The organism is Cyclobacterium xiamenense (genome assembly GCF_042140265.1).
GTDB classification, from domain to species: Bacteria; Bacteroidota; Bacteroidia; order Cytophagales; family Cyclobacteriaceae; genus Cyclobacterium; species Cyclobacterium xiamenense_A.
Genome location: NZ_CP159481.1, coordinates 2,668,032 through 2,682,601, shown reverse-complemented (window position 1 = coordinate 2,682,601; position 14,570 = coordinate 2,668,032). Strand labels below are relative to the sequence as shown.

Here is a 14,570-nt window from a genome sequence, read left to right as displayed (position 1 = left end):
GATACCAGGTCAAAATCAGCCACTTCTTTGCTATTCTCGACTTTAGCAAAGCAACGCTGACTCGATCTGCAAATAGCCTGATTTTCTTTTGGTCACAGCCCTCACCACGAACCCTGGTGCAATAATCCGGTTTTAAAATTGCCCGGTACGGAGTAACACCAAATTGCAGGCAGGCAACACTTCGATGTCCTGCGCTTTCGCCAAAGCGTACAGTTCCTGATTTTCGGTGCCTGGATTAAATATAATGCGGCGGGGATTCAAGGAAAGGATGTACTCGTACCATTCTTTCTGGTTTTGAGGACCCAGGAACAGCGTGATCGTGTGTACGCCTGTAATCAACGGCTTCTGCCGTAGGTTTTGAATGGCTTCTCCGAAAACCTTTCCCTGCCTGATCCCGACCGGAACAAAAGGAATGCCTGCTTCCTTCAACATTCCGGCTGCCACGTAGGCGAACCGTGAGGGGTTAGGACTCGCACCCAGGAGGACTGTCTTTTTTTTGGTATGCATCGCTGATGTCAGTCGTTCAATTTTCAGGCCAGTTTAGAGCGTCTGTATTTGCCAATGAGTTTTTCGGCGCAACGCTCCCCGTCCATCGCTGCCGAAACGATTCCTCCCGCGTATCCTGCACCCTCTCCACAAGGATAAAGTCGCTCAATTTGCGGATGCTCAAGTGACTCCTTGTCCCGCGGAATGCGTACCGGCGAAGAGGTACGGCTTTCGACGCCAATCAGTTGCGCCTCATTGGTAACATATCCTTTCATCTTAGGGTCCATCCTCGGCAATGCCATAGCGAGCCGTTTACCGACAAATTCGGGCAAAATCGCGTGCAAGTCACAACTCGTGAGCCCAGGCTGGTAGGAGGTTTTTAATAATTGGCTACTCTCTTTTTTCTGCACGAAATCCACAAGCCGTTGGGCCGGTGCTGCCTGCGTTTTGCCAGCGGCGGCCCAGGCTGCCTGCTCCACCTCTTGCTGAAACACCATCGCAGCCAGAGGACCATATTGGTGATAACCCTTCAAATCCTCGAGTTCCACTGCCACCACCATTCCCGAGTTGGCAAATTTACCGTCCCTTCTGCTGGGGCTCATTCCGTTGACGACCAGCTCTCCGGGCGCGGTTGCTGCGGGCACGATAAAACCACCGGGACACATGCAAAATGAGAACACGCCACGCTGTTTCCCACCAATTTCCGTCTGCTGCACCAGACTGTAAGAGGCCGGTGGTAGATAAGGACCCCTGTCCCCCCGGCAATGGTACTGGATGCGATCAATCAGTTGTTGATCGTGCTCAATCCGCACCCCCAAGGCGAAGGGTTTGGCTTCCAGATAGACCTTATTTCTCGCCAGGAGGTGAAAAATATCCCTGGCAGAATGACCAGTAGCCAGGATTACTCCCATTGCATGCACCCTGGCTCCAGCTTCGGTTACCACCCCCCGAATGCTCGATTTATCCAGAATCAAGTCTGTTACCTTCGTTTCGAAATGTATTTCCCCTCCCGCACTCAAGATCTGCTGGCGCAGGTTTTCGACCAGGGCGGGGAGTTTGTTGGTGCCGATGTGGGGATGGGCGTCCACCAGAATATCTTCCTTTGCCCCGTGAGAAACGAGAATTTCCATGATCCGGCGGATGTCACCTCTCTTTTTAGAACGCGTATACAGCTTCCCATCCGAGTAAGTACCCGCACCGCCTTCTCCAAAACAATAATTCGAATCGGGATCTACCAGGTGGCGTCTGTTGAGGGCAGCGAGATCTCGTCTACGGGAGCGTACGTCTTTTCCCCGCTCCAATACGATGGGCTTGATCCCCAGCTCTATGGCACGAAGTGCTGCAAACAATCCCGCCGGTCCAGCCCCGACAATAAGTAAGGGATCGGAATTGCGTACGTCGGGGTACACCATTCCTGCACCTACACGAGCGGGGGGCTCTTCACCGGCAAAAACCTCCACGGACACATTAACCTTTACCTGCCGGCCGCGGGCATCTATGGATCTGCGGACCTGACGGATCACCAGCGCTTCACTTGATGCAAAACCCGCCTTTCCGGCCACGAGTTGATGAAAAACAGGCTCGTCGTAAACTTCTTCCGGACGAAGGACCAGATTAAATTCTTTCCTCATGACCTACCCGGAGACTCCACCCAAAAGTTCTTTTTCTACCCATGTCTTACCCCAATCCTTCATTTCGGAGTCGGTCCACAATTCCGGATAGAAAATCACCTTCTGAAACCTGGGAGGTAAAAACTTTTGCCAATTCGTACCTCCCGTTGCTGCGATATCCATGGGGTCTTTTTGTAAGTATTTGACGGCAGATTTGTAATGGGCGAGCGGCCAGTACACGTTTGCTTTTTGGTCCAGTTCCCGCATGAGATCGGTCAGGCATTGGTCCTTTTCCGGAAGGTACAGGTATTTTTTCCACAGATTGTTTTTTCTGAACTTCCCGATCATTTCTTTCAGCGCTGGTCCATATTTTTTTTCAAAAGACTTCAATGTCAGGGTCTTTTCCCCCGTAGCCAGTTCCTTGGCTCCGTATTGCCAGTACAAGATATCAAACAGGGAATCGATGCTGGTGAGGTTAATGTCTTTGTAATCCTCCCTGGCTTCCAGATATACCAGGTTCTGAATATCGGTACACATGATTTCGATCATTCGGTATTGGGCGCTTTGAAATCCACTGGCTGGAAGCAGGGACATGCGAAACTTCATAAATTGCTCGCGTTCCATTCCCTTCCACATCACCGCAAAGGAAGATATCAGCAAATCGAAATACATAATCACCCGTTTCAGCCTGCCTTTAAAAAATTCCAGACTGATTTGCTTCTCGGCAGCCATTTGCTCTAGTTCCCACAAAATAAGGTTGAAATATAATTCGGTAATCTGATGATAGACAATGAAGATCTTTTCATCCCGGAAGGAGGTACGGGGCTGCTGCAAGGTAAGCAGCGTATCCAGATTGATATAATCCCAGTAATTCAAATAGTCTGCGTGAAGCAACCCTTCCAGGTACGAGGAGAGATCCTGACCCGAGGACCGAAATTTTTCTTCCAGTTGCCTGATCTTTTCAATGATTTCTTTTTTGGGATACTCCTTTTTCATGTACCTAGTTCTGGGTTTTAGCAGACCAACGCGAGAGACAGCGACCGCTTGTTCGGCAAAATTCCATCATATTACCCAAAATAACAAATTCATCGAGGGAATAGAGCGATTTGGCAGAAAATAGGAAGCTCCGCAAATGGCCGCTAATCAATCCGGCTTTTGATCACCACCGTCTGCGTTGGGTTAAGGGGGTCGTTGCTAAAAAACGTCAGGGTCTTGTGGTCAATCCCCCTTCTACCTTTCGGATCAAAGTTGAAAACCAGGACCATTTCCTCCCCGGGGTCCAGATCGTAGCCAGGCACCGCGAACTCCAGACAGTCACAATTTGAAACGATCTTTCGAACGTTCAGTGGAAGCGGACCGGTATTTTCCAGGGTTACTTTTCCCGAGACGCGGCTAACGGAACTGATTTTTCCCAAATCGATTTCCCGTTCACCGATACTTAGTCGGGGTACATTGTCTACCTCATTGACGGGGACCGGGTCAAAATGCTCGTGTATGGTGGCCATAAGTGCTATCGAAAGATCCATTCGCTCCCCGGATAGCAGGGACAGGGGGACGGTTTCTTCTACAAACCCCAGATCCTTTTTCATTGCTGCGTCATAGGAAATGGCCAATACCGCTCTGGAGTTTGCCGCAACCACAGGTGGGATCATTTCTACGGCGGTGTGCTCGGGAAGTCGCTCTTGCTTCTGACTCAGCTGGATGGGGAAATCGTTAAAATTATAAAAATCAACGTATTTGGTTTTGGGTGCATCGGTGAGCAGGGTACCCAGGTTGATTACCGGAAACACAAAGCCCAGGCCCGCTTTCCGAACGCCGTAATGCTTTTCCGGATCTTTCGGATAGGGCACGTTGACTCCTTCGAGAAACAGAGAGTCTCCTTCGGGATGCACGTTCGAATGAACGATGATCAACTTGGAAAAGGTACCTCCCCTGGACTGTGGATCGTACCTCACCCTCACCAGGCCCACCCTGTCCGAAGCCAGGGTATCTTGGGAATAAGCTGCAACCGTACAGCCGCAATCCGTCTCCACCGATCGAATGTATGCGGATGAATCGGTTTTATTAACGAAATAAAAGTCAGCGGTGGCTGGTCCGTCCTCGGCCAACACCGCTCCTATATTTAACAGGCTATTCTCCCACACCAGGCCAGACCCTACAACGTCCTGACTGTTAACGTCTACGGAACAGGAAAACAAAAACCCACACACCGCTACCAAAAATGTTGTCCGTTTCATGTCTACAAATAACGTTAAATTTACCGCAACTTATTGCGTTAATTCCCTTAATTTGCGACAAAAATACAGCGATGGCAAGAGTATTGACAGGAATTCAAAGTTCGGGCAAACCCCATTTGGGCAACATACTGGGAGCAATTCAGCCCGCCATTGATCTGAGTCGAGAAGGAAACAACGAATCATTTATCTTCATTGCAGACCTCCATTCGCTTACCACCATTAAGGATGCCGCTCAGCGGGTTGAAAACGTAAACGCTGTAGCAGCTGCCTGGTTGGCGTTCGGTTTGGACATTGATAAAACGATTTTTTACAGGCAATCACGCATTCCGGAGGTTACCGAACTTACCTGGTACCTGAGTTGCTTTACCCCCTATCCCATGCTGGCAAACGCCCATAGCTTCAAGGACAAGTCGGACCGACTTGCCGACGTGAATGCCGGCCTTTTTACGTACCCCATTCTGATGGCTGCAGATATTCTACTTTACGAAGCAAACCTGGTGCCCGTGGGAAAGGATCAATTGCAGCACCTGGAAATTTCCCGTGACATTGCCAATACGTTTAATCACCGTGTGGGCGAAGAGCTACTCACGGTTCCCGAAGCCAGAATCTCGGAAAACGTAAAAATCATTCCAGGTACCGACGGGCAGAAAATGAGTAAATCGTACAACAATTACATTGACATTTTCCTGCCGGAAAAGCAGTTGAAGAAAAATATCAATGCCATTGTCACCGACAGCACCCCGCTGGAAGAACCAAAGAACCCCGATACCTGTACCGTGTATGCGCTGTACAGCCTTATTGCGGAAAAAGAACAGACCGAATCCCTTCGAAAAAGGTATCTGGAAGGAAATTTTGGATACGGCCATGCGAAAAAGGAACTTCTGGACCTCATCCTACAAACGTTTGGGACACAACGAACGACGTTCAATCATTTCATGAATAATCGAAAGGAATTGGAGTCGAGACTGGAGGCTGGAGAAAAACGGGCACGGCAAACCGCTCAGGCACTACTCAACAAGGTCCGGAGTCATCTTGGGTTCAGGTAGTAATGCAGGCAACAAGCTACCTACCATCAAGGACTCCCAATACCTCCGGTCAGGGGCCAAATACCTCGCGGATGGCCTCCAGGTAGTCAAAGCCATGCCCTCTGGACGGCTCAATATGATTGCCTTCCAGGTATTCGTTCCAACAGCAAACCATCAAGGTATTTCCATTTGATGACCTGTTTTTCAGCAAGATCTCTCTGGCAGCAGAAAGCTTGGTTTTAAATGTGGTTTTGTCCGAAAGCACCCGGTCTTTCAACGGTTCAGAGGGGAGCCCATTTTTCTGAGGCCAGGTACCTCCAGCGGGCCGTCTGTCCCAGCCCATTGCCACGGGCACCTGGTAGTCGAACTGCTCGTCATCTTTAAAGAAGGCGGACCACTTTTCCCAATGCCCCCGATAGGTTTTCCGCATGTCTGCGTAACTTTTATTATTCTGGTCATAAAAGTCATGGTAGATATAGGCCGTCAATCCGTCAAATCCCAGGGCTTTTAAGCGGGGAACGTAGTCTTGAAAAAGCAAACGATCGGAATAGTTTCCACCCTTCCAGGGCTGGCCGGGATCGAGCGGTTTCCAGGATGTGGGCATGCCATAGGCCTGAAGCGAAGAGGTCATGGCTCCGGAAGTCACTGCCACGAATTTAATTCCCGGAAATCCGGCTTTTTTTGCCAAATTCTGAGACCGTTGCAACAGTTCGTTCAATCCTACACCATAATACTTCGCCCTCGCTTCCGTATCGTGAGGAAAATAAAAGTAGACGACCGGCCTCCCGATTTCATCGGTCAGGTAATCGTTCCTGCGAAAATATTTATCAATCCATAGCAGGGTTATTTTATCGTGTACACGTAGGTAGAGGTCCCTATCGGGAGCTTCTCCGGGATAATTCATCCCGGCGCGAAGGTTTTCGGGAGAAGCCATACGAAGCCACTGAATCCATCGATCTTCACTATCGTCACACCAATTCAAGGCAAATTTCAACCGCTTATCTTTCGGTCTCTTGTCATTTTCCCGAAGCATTACGTCAAGCTGATCGGTCCATTCCTCTACCCCAGGGACCGCCACCCTTCCATCACGTGCTTCATCAATTTCCCAACCCTGCGGGTAATATACCTTCGATTGGGGAGCAAAATTCTTATGATAGTAGTAGTGCCGACCAAAGAACCAATTGTATGCAAAAAAATCGATCCCATAATCGTACATATACTCCAGTTGTGTTCGGACAACTTCCGGGTCATCTCGCTTGTAAAAACCTTTCAATTGCTCTACGGGCATTTTATCCAGGAAAGGCCCTTCGTAGGGATAATCGGCTGCATAAATCCTGCCGTTTGGACCCCAGGCACTTTTATCAGCCAAAAAACGACAATTTTCGCGCCCCCGCAGACAGGACCAAAAGCTGTCAATGTCCTCCCGATTGTTTCCCGAGACGTTCCAGGAGGGCATAAAAAAAACGCCTACCTGAATAGGATCCGAAATAACCCCCGCAGTCTGCTTCAACAAAACGTCCTCTCCCGACAGCGACGCAATTTCGCCGATTGGGTGGGAACGAAGGCCCAAACACCCAAACAAACCTAGTATCAGGAAAACAAGCGCAAACGATCGTACCTTACGCTTCGTTCCAAAAAACAAGCAGGTCTTAGTTCCCATCTTTTTCAGCCTTTTGGTGATCGCCTTAAAATCCTTACCTACCTCGAACGCCAAAGATCCTTTAAAGAACGCCCGTTGATAACCATCACAAAACGGGCCGGATTCGGCACCAGTGCAATGCGCACGTCTTGTCCATCAAATTGCTCGGATTCAATGGGTACGCCTTCCATACCTTGTACATCGTAGGTGACCACTCCCCTGGCGTCTGGCTGCATGGGGACGTACTTATTCGCCAGATAGGCAGAGGGCAACAACACATCATTGTCAGAAGAGAGCGTGTTGTATATTTCCTCCAAACGTGCTTCCAATTCCTCTCCGTATTGTTCATTGAGCGTATCTTCCAGATCGTGAAGTTCTTCCTCGATTTCATCGTAATCCGGATCTGCATAGGTAATGGCGCTTAGCCGAATGCGTAGCTCCACAATGGTAGAAAGATCCTTGTCAAGTTTATCAAAATCCATAGAGACAAAAAGCTGTTTTGCATGTTTTAAAATATGAAGGTAGAGAATATGCAGGCATATTCCAACAACCGCTTTTAAAAATTCGGTCGCCCTCCTTGGGGCTCCTGAGGTGTTCAAAATTTGCCTCCCAAAGTAGGCGGAAATGCATATTAATACGTATATTTTGGCGTTCAATTATAAACCAAAACTAATTTTTTTTGCCCATGAAAGATGCAGCCATCATCAACAAAGCCCAATCCTGGCTTAGCAGTAATCTGGATGAACAAAGTAAAGAGGAGATTCGCGCTTTGCTGGATTCGGAAGACCCCACGGAATTAATCGACGCTTTTTACCGCGATTTGGAGTTTGGCACCGGTGGTTTACGGGGGGTGATGGGAATCGGTTCAAACCGAATGAACGTATACACCATCGGCATGGCGACTCAGGGTCTGGCAAACTACTTGAAAATGAGCTTTCCGGAAGAGCAAATCAAAGTAGCCATCACGCACGACTCCAGAATAAACAACACGTTGTTTGCTGAAACCACGGCCGATGTATTAACGGCCAACGGTATACGTGTTTGCTATTTCCGGGACATGCGCCCCACTCCCATGCTTTCCTTCGCCATTCGCCATTACCGGTGCAAAAGCGGGGTGATGGTCACTGCCTCGCACAATCCAAAGGAGTACAATGGCTACAAGGTGTATTGGGACGACGGGGGACAAGTTGTAGCCCCACACGATAAAAACATCATCACCGAAGTACTAAAAATAAAGTCCATCGACGATGTCAATTGGAATAAAAACGACGAATTGAAGGAATTTATTGAGGAGGATTTTGACCTGGTATACCTCAATGAAGTAAAAAAACTAAGTTTATCACCTCAAAACAACATCGTCGCAAAGGATATGACCATTGTTTTCTCCCCCATTCACGGCGCATCCGGAAAAATGGTACCGGCAGCGCTGAAGGTGTTTGGGTTTGAAAACATCCATCTGGTCAAAGAACAGATTGAACCCGATGGCACTTTTCCCACAGTCAAATACCCCAACCCGGAAGAAGCGGAAGCGCTTGATCTATCCATCAAACTGGCTCAGGAGGTCAACGCCGAACTGGTACTCGCCTGTGACCCGGATGGAGACCGCTACGCGGCGGTTATTCCTAACGAAAAGGGTGAATACGAGCTTCTGAATGGCAACCAAACCGGCGCCGTCATCATTTACTACCTTCTCAACCTGTACCGGGAACAGGGCCGACTAACAGGCAAACAATTTACCGTAAGCACCATCGTTACCACCGAACTACTCGGAGTTATCAGTAGGGATTTTGGCGTTGACTATTACGACGTTCTCACCGGATTCAAAAATATCGCTGCAGTGATTCTGGCCAATGAGGGAAAAAAGGAATTCATTGCCGGAGGTGAAGAAAGCTACGGGTTTCTGGTCGGAGATTTTGTGCGGGACAAGGACGGCGTCTCTGCCTGCGCAATCGTCGCCGAGATTGTCGCCTATTACCGTCAACGGGGAATGAACCTGATCGATGTGCTGGCAGAGATTTACATGAAGTATGGTTTCTACAAAGAGTCCCTGATTTCAATTACCAAAAAAGGGAAAGACGGTGCCGAGCAGATTCAGGAACTGATGCGGGGTTTTCGGACCGATAAACCGACTTCCATTAATGGAATCCACGTAGAAAAGATCGTTGACGTTCAGGAAAGTAAGGTGTACTCCATGAAAGACGGGAAAACCTATCCTCTGGACCTGGAAAAATCAAACGTTATACAGTTTTATCTGGAAGATGGAAGCAAGATATCTGCCCGTCCTTCCGGAACCGAACCAAAAATCAAGTATTACATATCGGTGAACGAACCCTTACCGAATCGCGAAGCGTATCGTGCTACGGAAGCCTCACTGGATAAAAAAATTGCCTCACTGAAACGTTTCTTCGGTTAATTTGACCGAACTACAGAAGAACGAAAATGGCCCCGCTAAAAAAATAGCGGGGCATTTTTTATGAGTCAAACGCTGTTACGTTCAAGCTGATTACAGGTTTATCCAAATAGGTGACCAGATTTTCGGTCACGGAGGGTGAAAACAGTTGTTGCAAGTCGGTCTTCCCGTGGGTAATAAGCGCTACCGCATCCACATTCTCTTCCTGAGCAAACTGCAGGATACCCCTTTCGGTGTTGTAGGCGCTGTAAATGTGGATTTCATGGGGATACATGCCAAACTTCTTCAGAAACTCCTTGCCTAATTGTTTGATTTGCGCATCCTCCATGAAATTAGCGGGCGTATTCACAAACAGTAAATCCGGTGTGCCTCCCATGAAACGTATGGTATCTCCAATTTTCTGAAAGGCTTTTCCCGATGCTTCGTTAAAGTCGGTCGCTATCACCACCTTTTCGAAGCTAAACGCTTTTTCGGAAGGCTTCACCACGATTACCGGTATGCCGGCTTTTCGCAGTACCGTGTAGGTGTTGGAACCGAGCACATGCGCTTTAAACCCGTATTTTCCATGGGAACCCATGACCACCATGTCAATTTTTTCCGAGGCCAGGTAGGAAACGAGGCGTTCCTTCCCATCACTAAAGTGTATTCGCTCATTGGCACGTACGCCGATCTCATTCAGCCGTTCCATGCGAAGTGAAAGTTCTTTCTTCGCGTTTCGAATGACCTCGAGCGTGTCCGGGTATAGCTTTTCCTGTTCTTTGCTCAATTTTGTCCAATTCACCGGCGTCAATACCACATGCGTTAAAAATATTTCAGCATCGTGTTTCCGGGCCAATTGGCTGGCAAAATCTAAGGCGGCATCTGCATGAACCGAGAAATCTGTGGGAACCAATAGCTTTTTCATATCGAGTTGGATTGAAAGGTTTTCGCTTATTCATCACCTAAATATAGCAAAGCCGGCGGCAGAAATTCCTTACATTGATCAATTACATGTATGACATACGTCATATGGAATGGTTTGACACCAACGTGTTTGGGATAAACGGTCCAATGAAGGCACTATTCCTTTTCCCGCTTCCTTTTGGCATAGAGACCGAACAAGTACGCGGCAAGCAATACGCCGCCACTAATTGCCGGTACATAGGGATGTTGGATCCACCCAAAAAAATGGGCCATGTATACCAGAGCTGCCAGGAGCCCCAGTACCGCTACCGAAATTTGAAGGCCCTTATTCATGGTGCTTTTAAAGTGAATTCGACGGATGACCCTTTCGTGGAATGAAAAAAAGAAGCGTTGGTAAACGAAGGCGGTGAAAAAGGCTTACGGGCATCGTTGGAGAAACCGTACGGATCCCTGGGAATCCCAAAAATTGATTTTCTCATCACACCGTCTGCATCTGCATCGTGAAAAGCTGCTACTGCATAAAAACCCTCTGCCAAATCCGAAAACCGGAATATCGCCTTGCCGGAGTCCACGGGCTCCGATTTCGATCGAACCGCCTTTTCAGGTCGATCCGGAAAGCCCTCGGCCGAGTCGAATACCAATAGTTGAATCAAACCTTTTGTTTCGCCGGGGATGCGAACGGTAATTTGCAAAAACCCGTCGTTTCCTTCGCTAGTAGTAACCATAAGTAATGCAAAAAACGTAAACACTATTCGTCTTCCCATGATGCTAAGGTACGGAATTGATCGATTTTTCCAGTACTTGTCCAACAAAAACGGGGAACAAACCGGATGGCTTTTGGATTCCAATACTTAGGCAAAAGGGCCTTTGCAGCTTCCAAAAGCTCTTCCCCGCGCAACGCATCGGTTTCCGCCTCCAGTATCAGTACCAACGCTTCTCCCAATCCTGCATCTGGGATTCCGGTCAGAAAAAAGTTACTTGAGGGGAATAGTTCCTGCACCAGCGGAGCGATCTGCTGGGAGATCTCTTCCGGATGCAGTTTGACCCCCCCCGAATTGACAACAAAATCCGCCCTTCCCTTCCATAGAAACGTGCGGCTCGAAGTCATTTCCACCACATCATTGGTGACCAGCCAGTCGTCTCCGCTCATCGGTGATTGGATGCACAGCCGGTTGGTACCATCAACCGCCAGCCTCACCTCTGGAAGTGCCCGGTATTCTACCGGTCCGGATGATTTTAGGTTTGCCAGCGCCACATGAGACACTGTCTCTGTCATGCCATAGGTCTGGTATACCTTGCCTGGCAGCTCCTGAATTCTTTGCCTCAATCCCGGACCTACTGCCGCGCCACCGATGATTAAAATTCCGATGCGATCCAAGGCCTCTCGCGTCTGGGGATGTTCAAAACAAGCTGCTACCTGCAGAGGTACCATCGCTACGAAATCGAAGCTTTCATGCGCGCTATTTTCAAGAGGGTTGGCTGTAGGCAGTTCTACCCGTACGCTCCCTTCCCATTCCAAGGCCCGCAACAACATCATTTTTCCGGCAATTTTCTCCGTGTCCAGGCAACACAGCAGATGGCTGTGTTTTCCTATCTCGAAAAACCTGCGGGTTGCCCGGACACTGGCCAAAACTTGCTCGCGGGTCAGGGAGATCTCCTTCGGAGTTCCCGTCGAACCGGAAGTTCTAATGGAAAATGAGTGCGCACCATTCATCCACTGCCTGCAAAATTCGAAGGCATTTCTAAACGCTGGTTTCAAGCCACTGCTTTCACCTGCTTTGATCGCTTCCCGTGTAAACGCTTTGCCGCCAAAAATTACCATTGCTTCTTTTCCGTAAAATAACGAAAAAATAAACCCATGGATCAGACACTGCAAGGGATTCTTTCTGAAAATTCACTTTTGGCTGCTATCTTGCAAGCAAAAATCTGCTAAAATAATGGATTGGAAGACCGTAAAAGAGTTCAAAGACATCACCTACAGAAAATGTGCAGGTGTAGCCCGAATTGCCTTCAACCGGCCGGAAGTGCGAAATGCATTTCGTCCCCAAACGACCAGCGAGCTATATGAAGCTTTCCTGGACGCCAGAGAAGACACCAGCATTGGCGTGGTGCTACTATCCGCAGAGGGTCCCTCTCCCAAGGATGGAGTGTATTCCTTTTGCAGCGGTGGCGATCAAAAGGCCCGGGGAAAACAGGGCTACGTGGGCGAAGACGGCATGCATCGCCTAAATATCCTTGAAGTGCAGCGGCTGATTCGCTTTATGCCGAAGGTAGTTATCGCCGTAGTCCCCGGATGGGCCGTAGGCGGCGGACATAGCCTGCACGTCGTATGCGATCTTAGCCTGGCCAGCAGGGAACATGCTCTTTTCAAACAAACGGATGCGGATGTCACCAGTTTTGACGGGGGGTATGGATCTGCGTATTTGGCAAAAATGGTCGGGCAAAAACGCGCGAGAGAGATTTTCTTTCTCGGCAGGAGTTATTCCGCACAGGAAGCTTTCGAAATGGGCATGGTCAATGCGGTGTATCCCCACGAAGAATTAGAAGACCGCGCTTTTGAGTGGGCGCAGGAAATTCTAGCCAAATCTCCCACTTCCATCAAAATGCTTAAATTCGCGTTTAATCTGACCGACGATGGCATGGTAGGCCAACAGGTTTTCGCCGGGGAAGCAACGCGCCTTGCGTACATGACCGACGAAGCCAAAGAAGGAAGGGATGCCTTTTTGGAGAAAAGAAAACCCAATTTTAAGCACATCAAATGGATTCCATAAACCATCCTTAACATCGGAAAGTTTCTGTCTGATAGTCTCTCAGAGGGGCCCTATCACAGCCGGTGGTAGGGCGTTCTTTTTCCCCCATCCCCATTTTTTGAACCAATCCAGTTTTTTACGTACGGCTTCATCTGGACTTTGTGACGTTTATTACATACTTCTTTCACAATTTTCGCTTTTTTTAGTGGATAATTAACCAATAAGACCAATGAAGAACTATAAAATTTTAATCGTAGGGGGAGGCACGGCTGGAATCATGGTGGCGGCCAGACTAAAGCGCGCCGACAAGCAATTGCAAATGGCCATCATCGAACCCTCCGACAAGCATTATTACCAGCCAGCCTGGACCCTGGTAGGCGCCGGAACCTATGACATGAAAAAGACAATCCGGGACGAAAAGCAATACATTCCGGAAGGTGTTGACTGGATACAGGACGCCGCTACGTCCATTGATCCGGAAAACAAGGTAGTAGGTACCCAATCTTCCGGGCAATTTAGCTACGATTACCTGGTAGTTGCACCGGGACTGGTGATGAATCTGGATGGGATCGAAGGATTGCGTGAGGCTCTCGGAAAAGAGGGCGTATGTTCGAATTACGTAGATCCCGAATATACCTGGGAAGTACTACGAAATTTTAAAGGTGGCAACGCAGTATTTACCCAGCCCGCCACACCGATCAAATGCGGCGGGGCTCCCCAAAAAATCATGTACCTCGCTGAGGATTATCTACGAAAGAATGGGTTGCGGGACAAATCGAACGTAATTTTCGCGACACCGGGGACAGTTATTTTTGGAGTAAAGGCCTTTGCGGATACACTTAATAAAATTATCCAGGAGCGGGATATTTTTTTCAAGCCATTTTATACACCGGTCAAAATTGACTCAAAAAATAAAAAAATCCACTTCAAGTACTCCCAATCCGGTATCAATAGCTGTGTAGGAACCGAAGATAGCAGCATTCAGGAAGAGATCGTGGGAGAAACCGAAATTGTCATGCCCTACGACATGCTCCACCTGGCCCCACCCCAGGAGGCCCCACGGTTCATCCAGGAATCCCCGATAGCACACCAGGACGGTCCCTCCAAAGGATGGGTAAAGGTGGATATCAATACCATGCAGCATTTGGATTATCCGGATATTTTCGCGCTGGGGGACGTCGCAGCACTGCCCACAGCGAAAACGGGAGCAGCCATCCGTAAACAAGCCCCTGTGGTTGCGGAAAACCTGCTCCACCTGATAAAAAACAACAAATTGGGAGAAAAGATCTACGAGGGCTATTCCAGTTGCCCATTGGTTACCGGATATGGAAAAATGGTGCTCGCCGAATTTAAATATAACAATGTACGGGACACCGATCCCCTTTTGGGCAAGCTATTTGACACTTCGAAGGAATTGTACCCCATGTGGATTCTGAAGAAATACGGGCTGCCTTACCTCTATTGGAACCGGATGCTCAAAGGGAAGATGTAAGTCGTTACGTACCGGCTG

At 48.6% G+C, this 14,570-nt stretch carries 14 protein-coding genes; 4 read left to right on the top strand and 10 right to left on the bottom strand.

Features of this window, described 5'->3' with window-relative positions:
* Nucleotides 1–132: 132 nt before the first annotated feature.
* From ABWH99_RS11265 to ABWH99_RS11250, 4 genes are all read right to left on the bottom strand, one after another.
* Complete coding sequence (locus ABWH99_RS11265; RefSeq protein ID WP_375586373.1) at nucleotides 133–507, bottom strand: CoA-binding protein; 375 nt, start codon at nucleotides 505–507, stop codon at nucleotides 133–135.
* Nucleotides 508–530: 23 nt separating this feature from the next.
* Nucleotides 531–2,117: an NAD(P)/FAD-dependent oxidoreductase gene (locus ABWH99_RS11260; RefSeq protein WP_375586372.1), complete on the bottom strand. Its 1,587-nt coding sequence runs from the start codon at nucleotides 2,115–2,117 to the stop codon at nucleotides 531–533.
* A gap of 3 nt (nucleotides 2,118–2,120) precedes the next feature.
* A complete protein-coding gene (locus ABWH99_RS11255; RefSeq protein WP_375586371.1) occupies nucleotides 2,121–3,092 on the bottom strand; it encodes a tryptophan 2,3-dioxygenase family protein in 972 nt (323 codons plus the stop codon).
* A 143-nt stretch (nucleotides 3,093–3,235) separates the two neighbouring features.
* A complete protein-coding gene (locus tag ABWH99_RS11250) occupies nucleotides 3,236–4,333 on the bottom strand; it encodes a DUF1573 domain-containing protein (protein WP_375586370.1) in 1,098 nt (365 codons plus the stop codon).
* A 71-nt stretch (nucleotides 4,334–4,404) separates the two neighbouring features.
* On the opposite strand from ABWH99_RS11250, the gene trpS reads away from it, so the two are divergent.
* The gene (gene trpS / locus ABWH99_RS11245; RefSeq protein ID WP_375586369.1) at nucleotides 4,405–5,379 is read left to right on the top strand and encodes a tryptophan--tRNA ligase; all 975 of its coding nucleotides are present in this window, start codon (nucleotides 4,405–4,407) and stop codon (nucleotides 5,377–5,379) included.
* 49 nt (nucleotides 5,380–5,428) lie between these two features.
* Here trpS and ABWH99_RS11240 read toward each other — a convergent pair whose 3' ends face one another.
* Both ABWH99_RS11240 and ABWH99_RS11235 read right to left on the bottom strand, forming a co-directional pair.
* The gene (locus ABWH99_RS11240; protein ID WP_375586368.1) at nucleotides 5,429–7,018 is read right to left on the bottom strand and encodes a glycoside hydrolase family 99-like domain-containing protein; all 1,590 of its coding nucleotides are present in this window, start codon (nucleotides 7,016–7,018) and stop codon (nucleotides 5,429–5,431) included.
* A 38-nt stretch (nucleotides 7,019–7,056) separates the two neighbouring features.
* Entirely contained in the window at nucleotides 7,057–7,479 is a 423-nt protein-coding gene (locus ABWH99_RS11235) for a hypothetical protein (protein WP_375586367.1), read from the bottom strand.
* 203 nt (nucleotides 7,480–7,682) lie between these two features.
* On the opposite strand from ABWH99_RS11235, the gene ABWH99_RS11230 reads away from it, so the two are divergent.
* Entirely contained in the window at nucleotides 7,683–9,410 is a 1,728-nt protein-coding gene (locus ABWH99_RS11230; RefSeq protein WP_375586366.1) for a phospho-sugar mutase, read from the top strand.
* A gap of 58 nt (nucleotides 9,411–9,468) precedes the next feature.
* On the opposite strand, the gene ABWH99_RS11225 is transcribed toward ABWH99_RS11230, so the two are convergent.
* The 4 genes from ABWH99_RS11225 to ABWH99_RS11210 form a co-directional block, all read right to left on the bottom strand.
* Nucleotides 9,469–10,311 carry a universal stress protein gene (locus ABWH99_RS11225; protein ID WP_375586365.1) on the bottom strand — a complete coding sequence of 281 codons (843 nt, stop codon included), beginning with the start codon at nucleotides 10,309–10,311 and terminating at the stop codon, nucleotides 9,469–9,471.
* A 155-nt stretch (nucleotides 10,312–10,466) separates the two neighbouring features.
* Entirely contained in the window at nucleotides 10,467–10,643 is a 177-nt protein-coding gene (locus tag ABWH99_RS11220; RefSeq protein ID WP_375586364.1) for a hypothetical protein, read from the bottom strand.
* Nucleotides 10,640–11,074: a DUF2141 domain-containing protein gene (locus ABWH99_RS11215; RefSeq protein WP_375586363.1), complete on the bottom strand. Its 435-nt coding sequence runs from the start codon at nucleotides 11,072–11,074 to the stop codon at nucleotides 10,640–10,642. Before ABWH99_RS11215 ends, ABWH99_RS11220 begins: the two co-directional genes overlap by 4 nt.
* The gene (locus ABWH99_RS11210; protein WP_375586362.1) at nucleotides 11,059–12,186 is read right to left on the bottom strand and encodes an AMP-binding protein; all 1,128 of its coding nucleotides are present in this window, start codon (nucleotides 12,184–12,186) and stop codon (nucleotides 11,059–11,061) included. Before ABWH99_RS11210 ends, ABWH99_RS11215 begins: the two co-directional genes overlap by 16 nt.
* 61 nt (nucleotides 12,187–12,247) lie before the next feature.
* Between ABWH99_RS11210 and ABWH99_RS11205 the strand changes: the two genes are divergently transcribed.
* Both ABWH99_RS11205 and ABWH99_RS11200 read left to right on the top strand, forming a co-directional pair.
* Nucleotides 12,248–13,081: a 1,4-dihydroxy-2-naphthoyl-CoA synthase gene (locus ABWH99_RS11205; RefSeq protein ID WP_375586361.1), complete on the top strand. Its 834-nt coding sequence runs from the start codon at nucleotides 12,248–12,250 to the stop codon at nucleotides 13,079–13,081.
* A 208-nt stretch (nucleotides 13,082–13,289) separates the two neighbouring features.
* Nucleotides 13,290–14,552 (top strand): FAD/NAD(P)-binding oxidoreductase, encoded by a 1,263-nt coding sequence (locus ABWH99_RS11200; protein WP_375586360.1) that lies wholly within the window; start codon nucleotides 13,290–13,292, stop codon nucleotides 14,550–14,552.
* Nucleotides 14,553–14,570 lie beyond the last annotated feature (18 nt).

What these genes read in the sequence shown, in the direction of transcription:
- ABWH99_RS11265 (WP_375586373.1), bottom strand. Translation starts at nt 507, where the DNA reads ATGCATACCAAAAAAAAGACAGTCCTCCTGGGTGCGAGTCCTAACCCC.
- ABWH99_RS11260 (WP_375586372.1), bottom strand. Translation starts at nt 2,117, where the DNA reads ATGAGGAAAGAATTTAATCTGGTCCTTCGTCCGGAAGAAGTTTACGAC.
- ABWH99_RS11255 (WP_375586371.1), bottom strand. Translation starts at nt 3,092, where the DNA reads ATGAAAAAGGAGTATCCCAAAAAAGAAATCATTGAAAAGATCAGGCAA.
- ABWH99_RS11250 (WP_375586370.1), bottom strand. Translation starts at nt 4,333, where the DNA reads ATGAAACGGACAACATTTTTGGTAGCGGTGTGTGGGTTTTTGTTTTCC.
- trpS (WP_375586369.1), top strand. Translation starts at nt 4,405, where the DNA reads ATGGCAAGAGTATTGACAGGAATTCAAAGTTCGGGCAAACCCCATTTG.
- ABWH99_RS11240 (WP_375586368.1), bottom strand. Translation starts at nt 7,018, where the DNA reads ATGGGAACTAAGACCTGCTTGTTTTTTGGAACGAAGCGTAAGGTACGA.
- ABWH99_RS11235 (WP_375586367.1), bottom strand. Translation starts at nt 7,479, where the DNA reads ATGGATTTTGATAAACTTGACAAGGATCTTTCTACCATTGTGGAGCTA.
- ABWH99_RS11230 (WP_375586366.1), top strand. Translation starts at nt 7,683, where the DNA reads ATGAAAGATGCAGCCATCATCAACAAAGCCCAATCCTGGCTTAGCAGT.
- ABWH99_RS11225 (WP_375586365.1), bottom strand. Translation starts at nt 10,311, where the DNA reads ATGAAAAAGCTATTGGTTCCCACAGATTTCTCGGTTCATGCAGATGCC.
- ABWH99_RS11220 (WP_375586364.1), bottom strand. Translation starts at nt 10,643, where the DNA reads ATGAATAAGGGCCTTCAAATTTCGGTAGCGGTACTGGGGCTCCTGGCA.
- ABWH99_RS11215 (WP_375586363.1), bottom strand. Translation starts at nt 11,074, where the DNA reads ATGGGAAGACGAATAGTGTTTACGTTTTTTGCATTACTTATGGTTACT.
- ABWH99_RS11205 (WP_375586361.1), top strand. Translation starts at nt 12,248, where the DNA reads ATGGATTGGAAGACCGTAAAAGAGTTCAAAGACATCACCTACAGAAAA.
- ABWH99_RS11200 (WP_375586360.1), top strand. Translation starts at nt 13,290, where the DNA reads ATGAAGAACTATAAAATTTTAATCGTAGGGGGAGGCACGGCTGGAATC.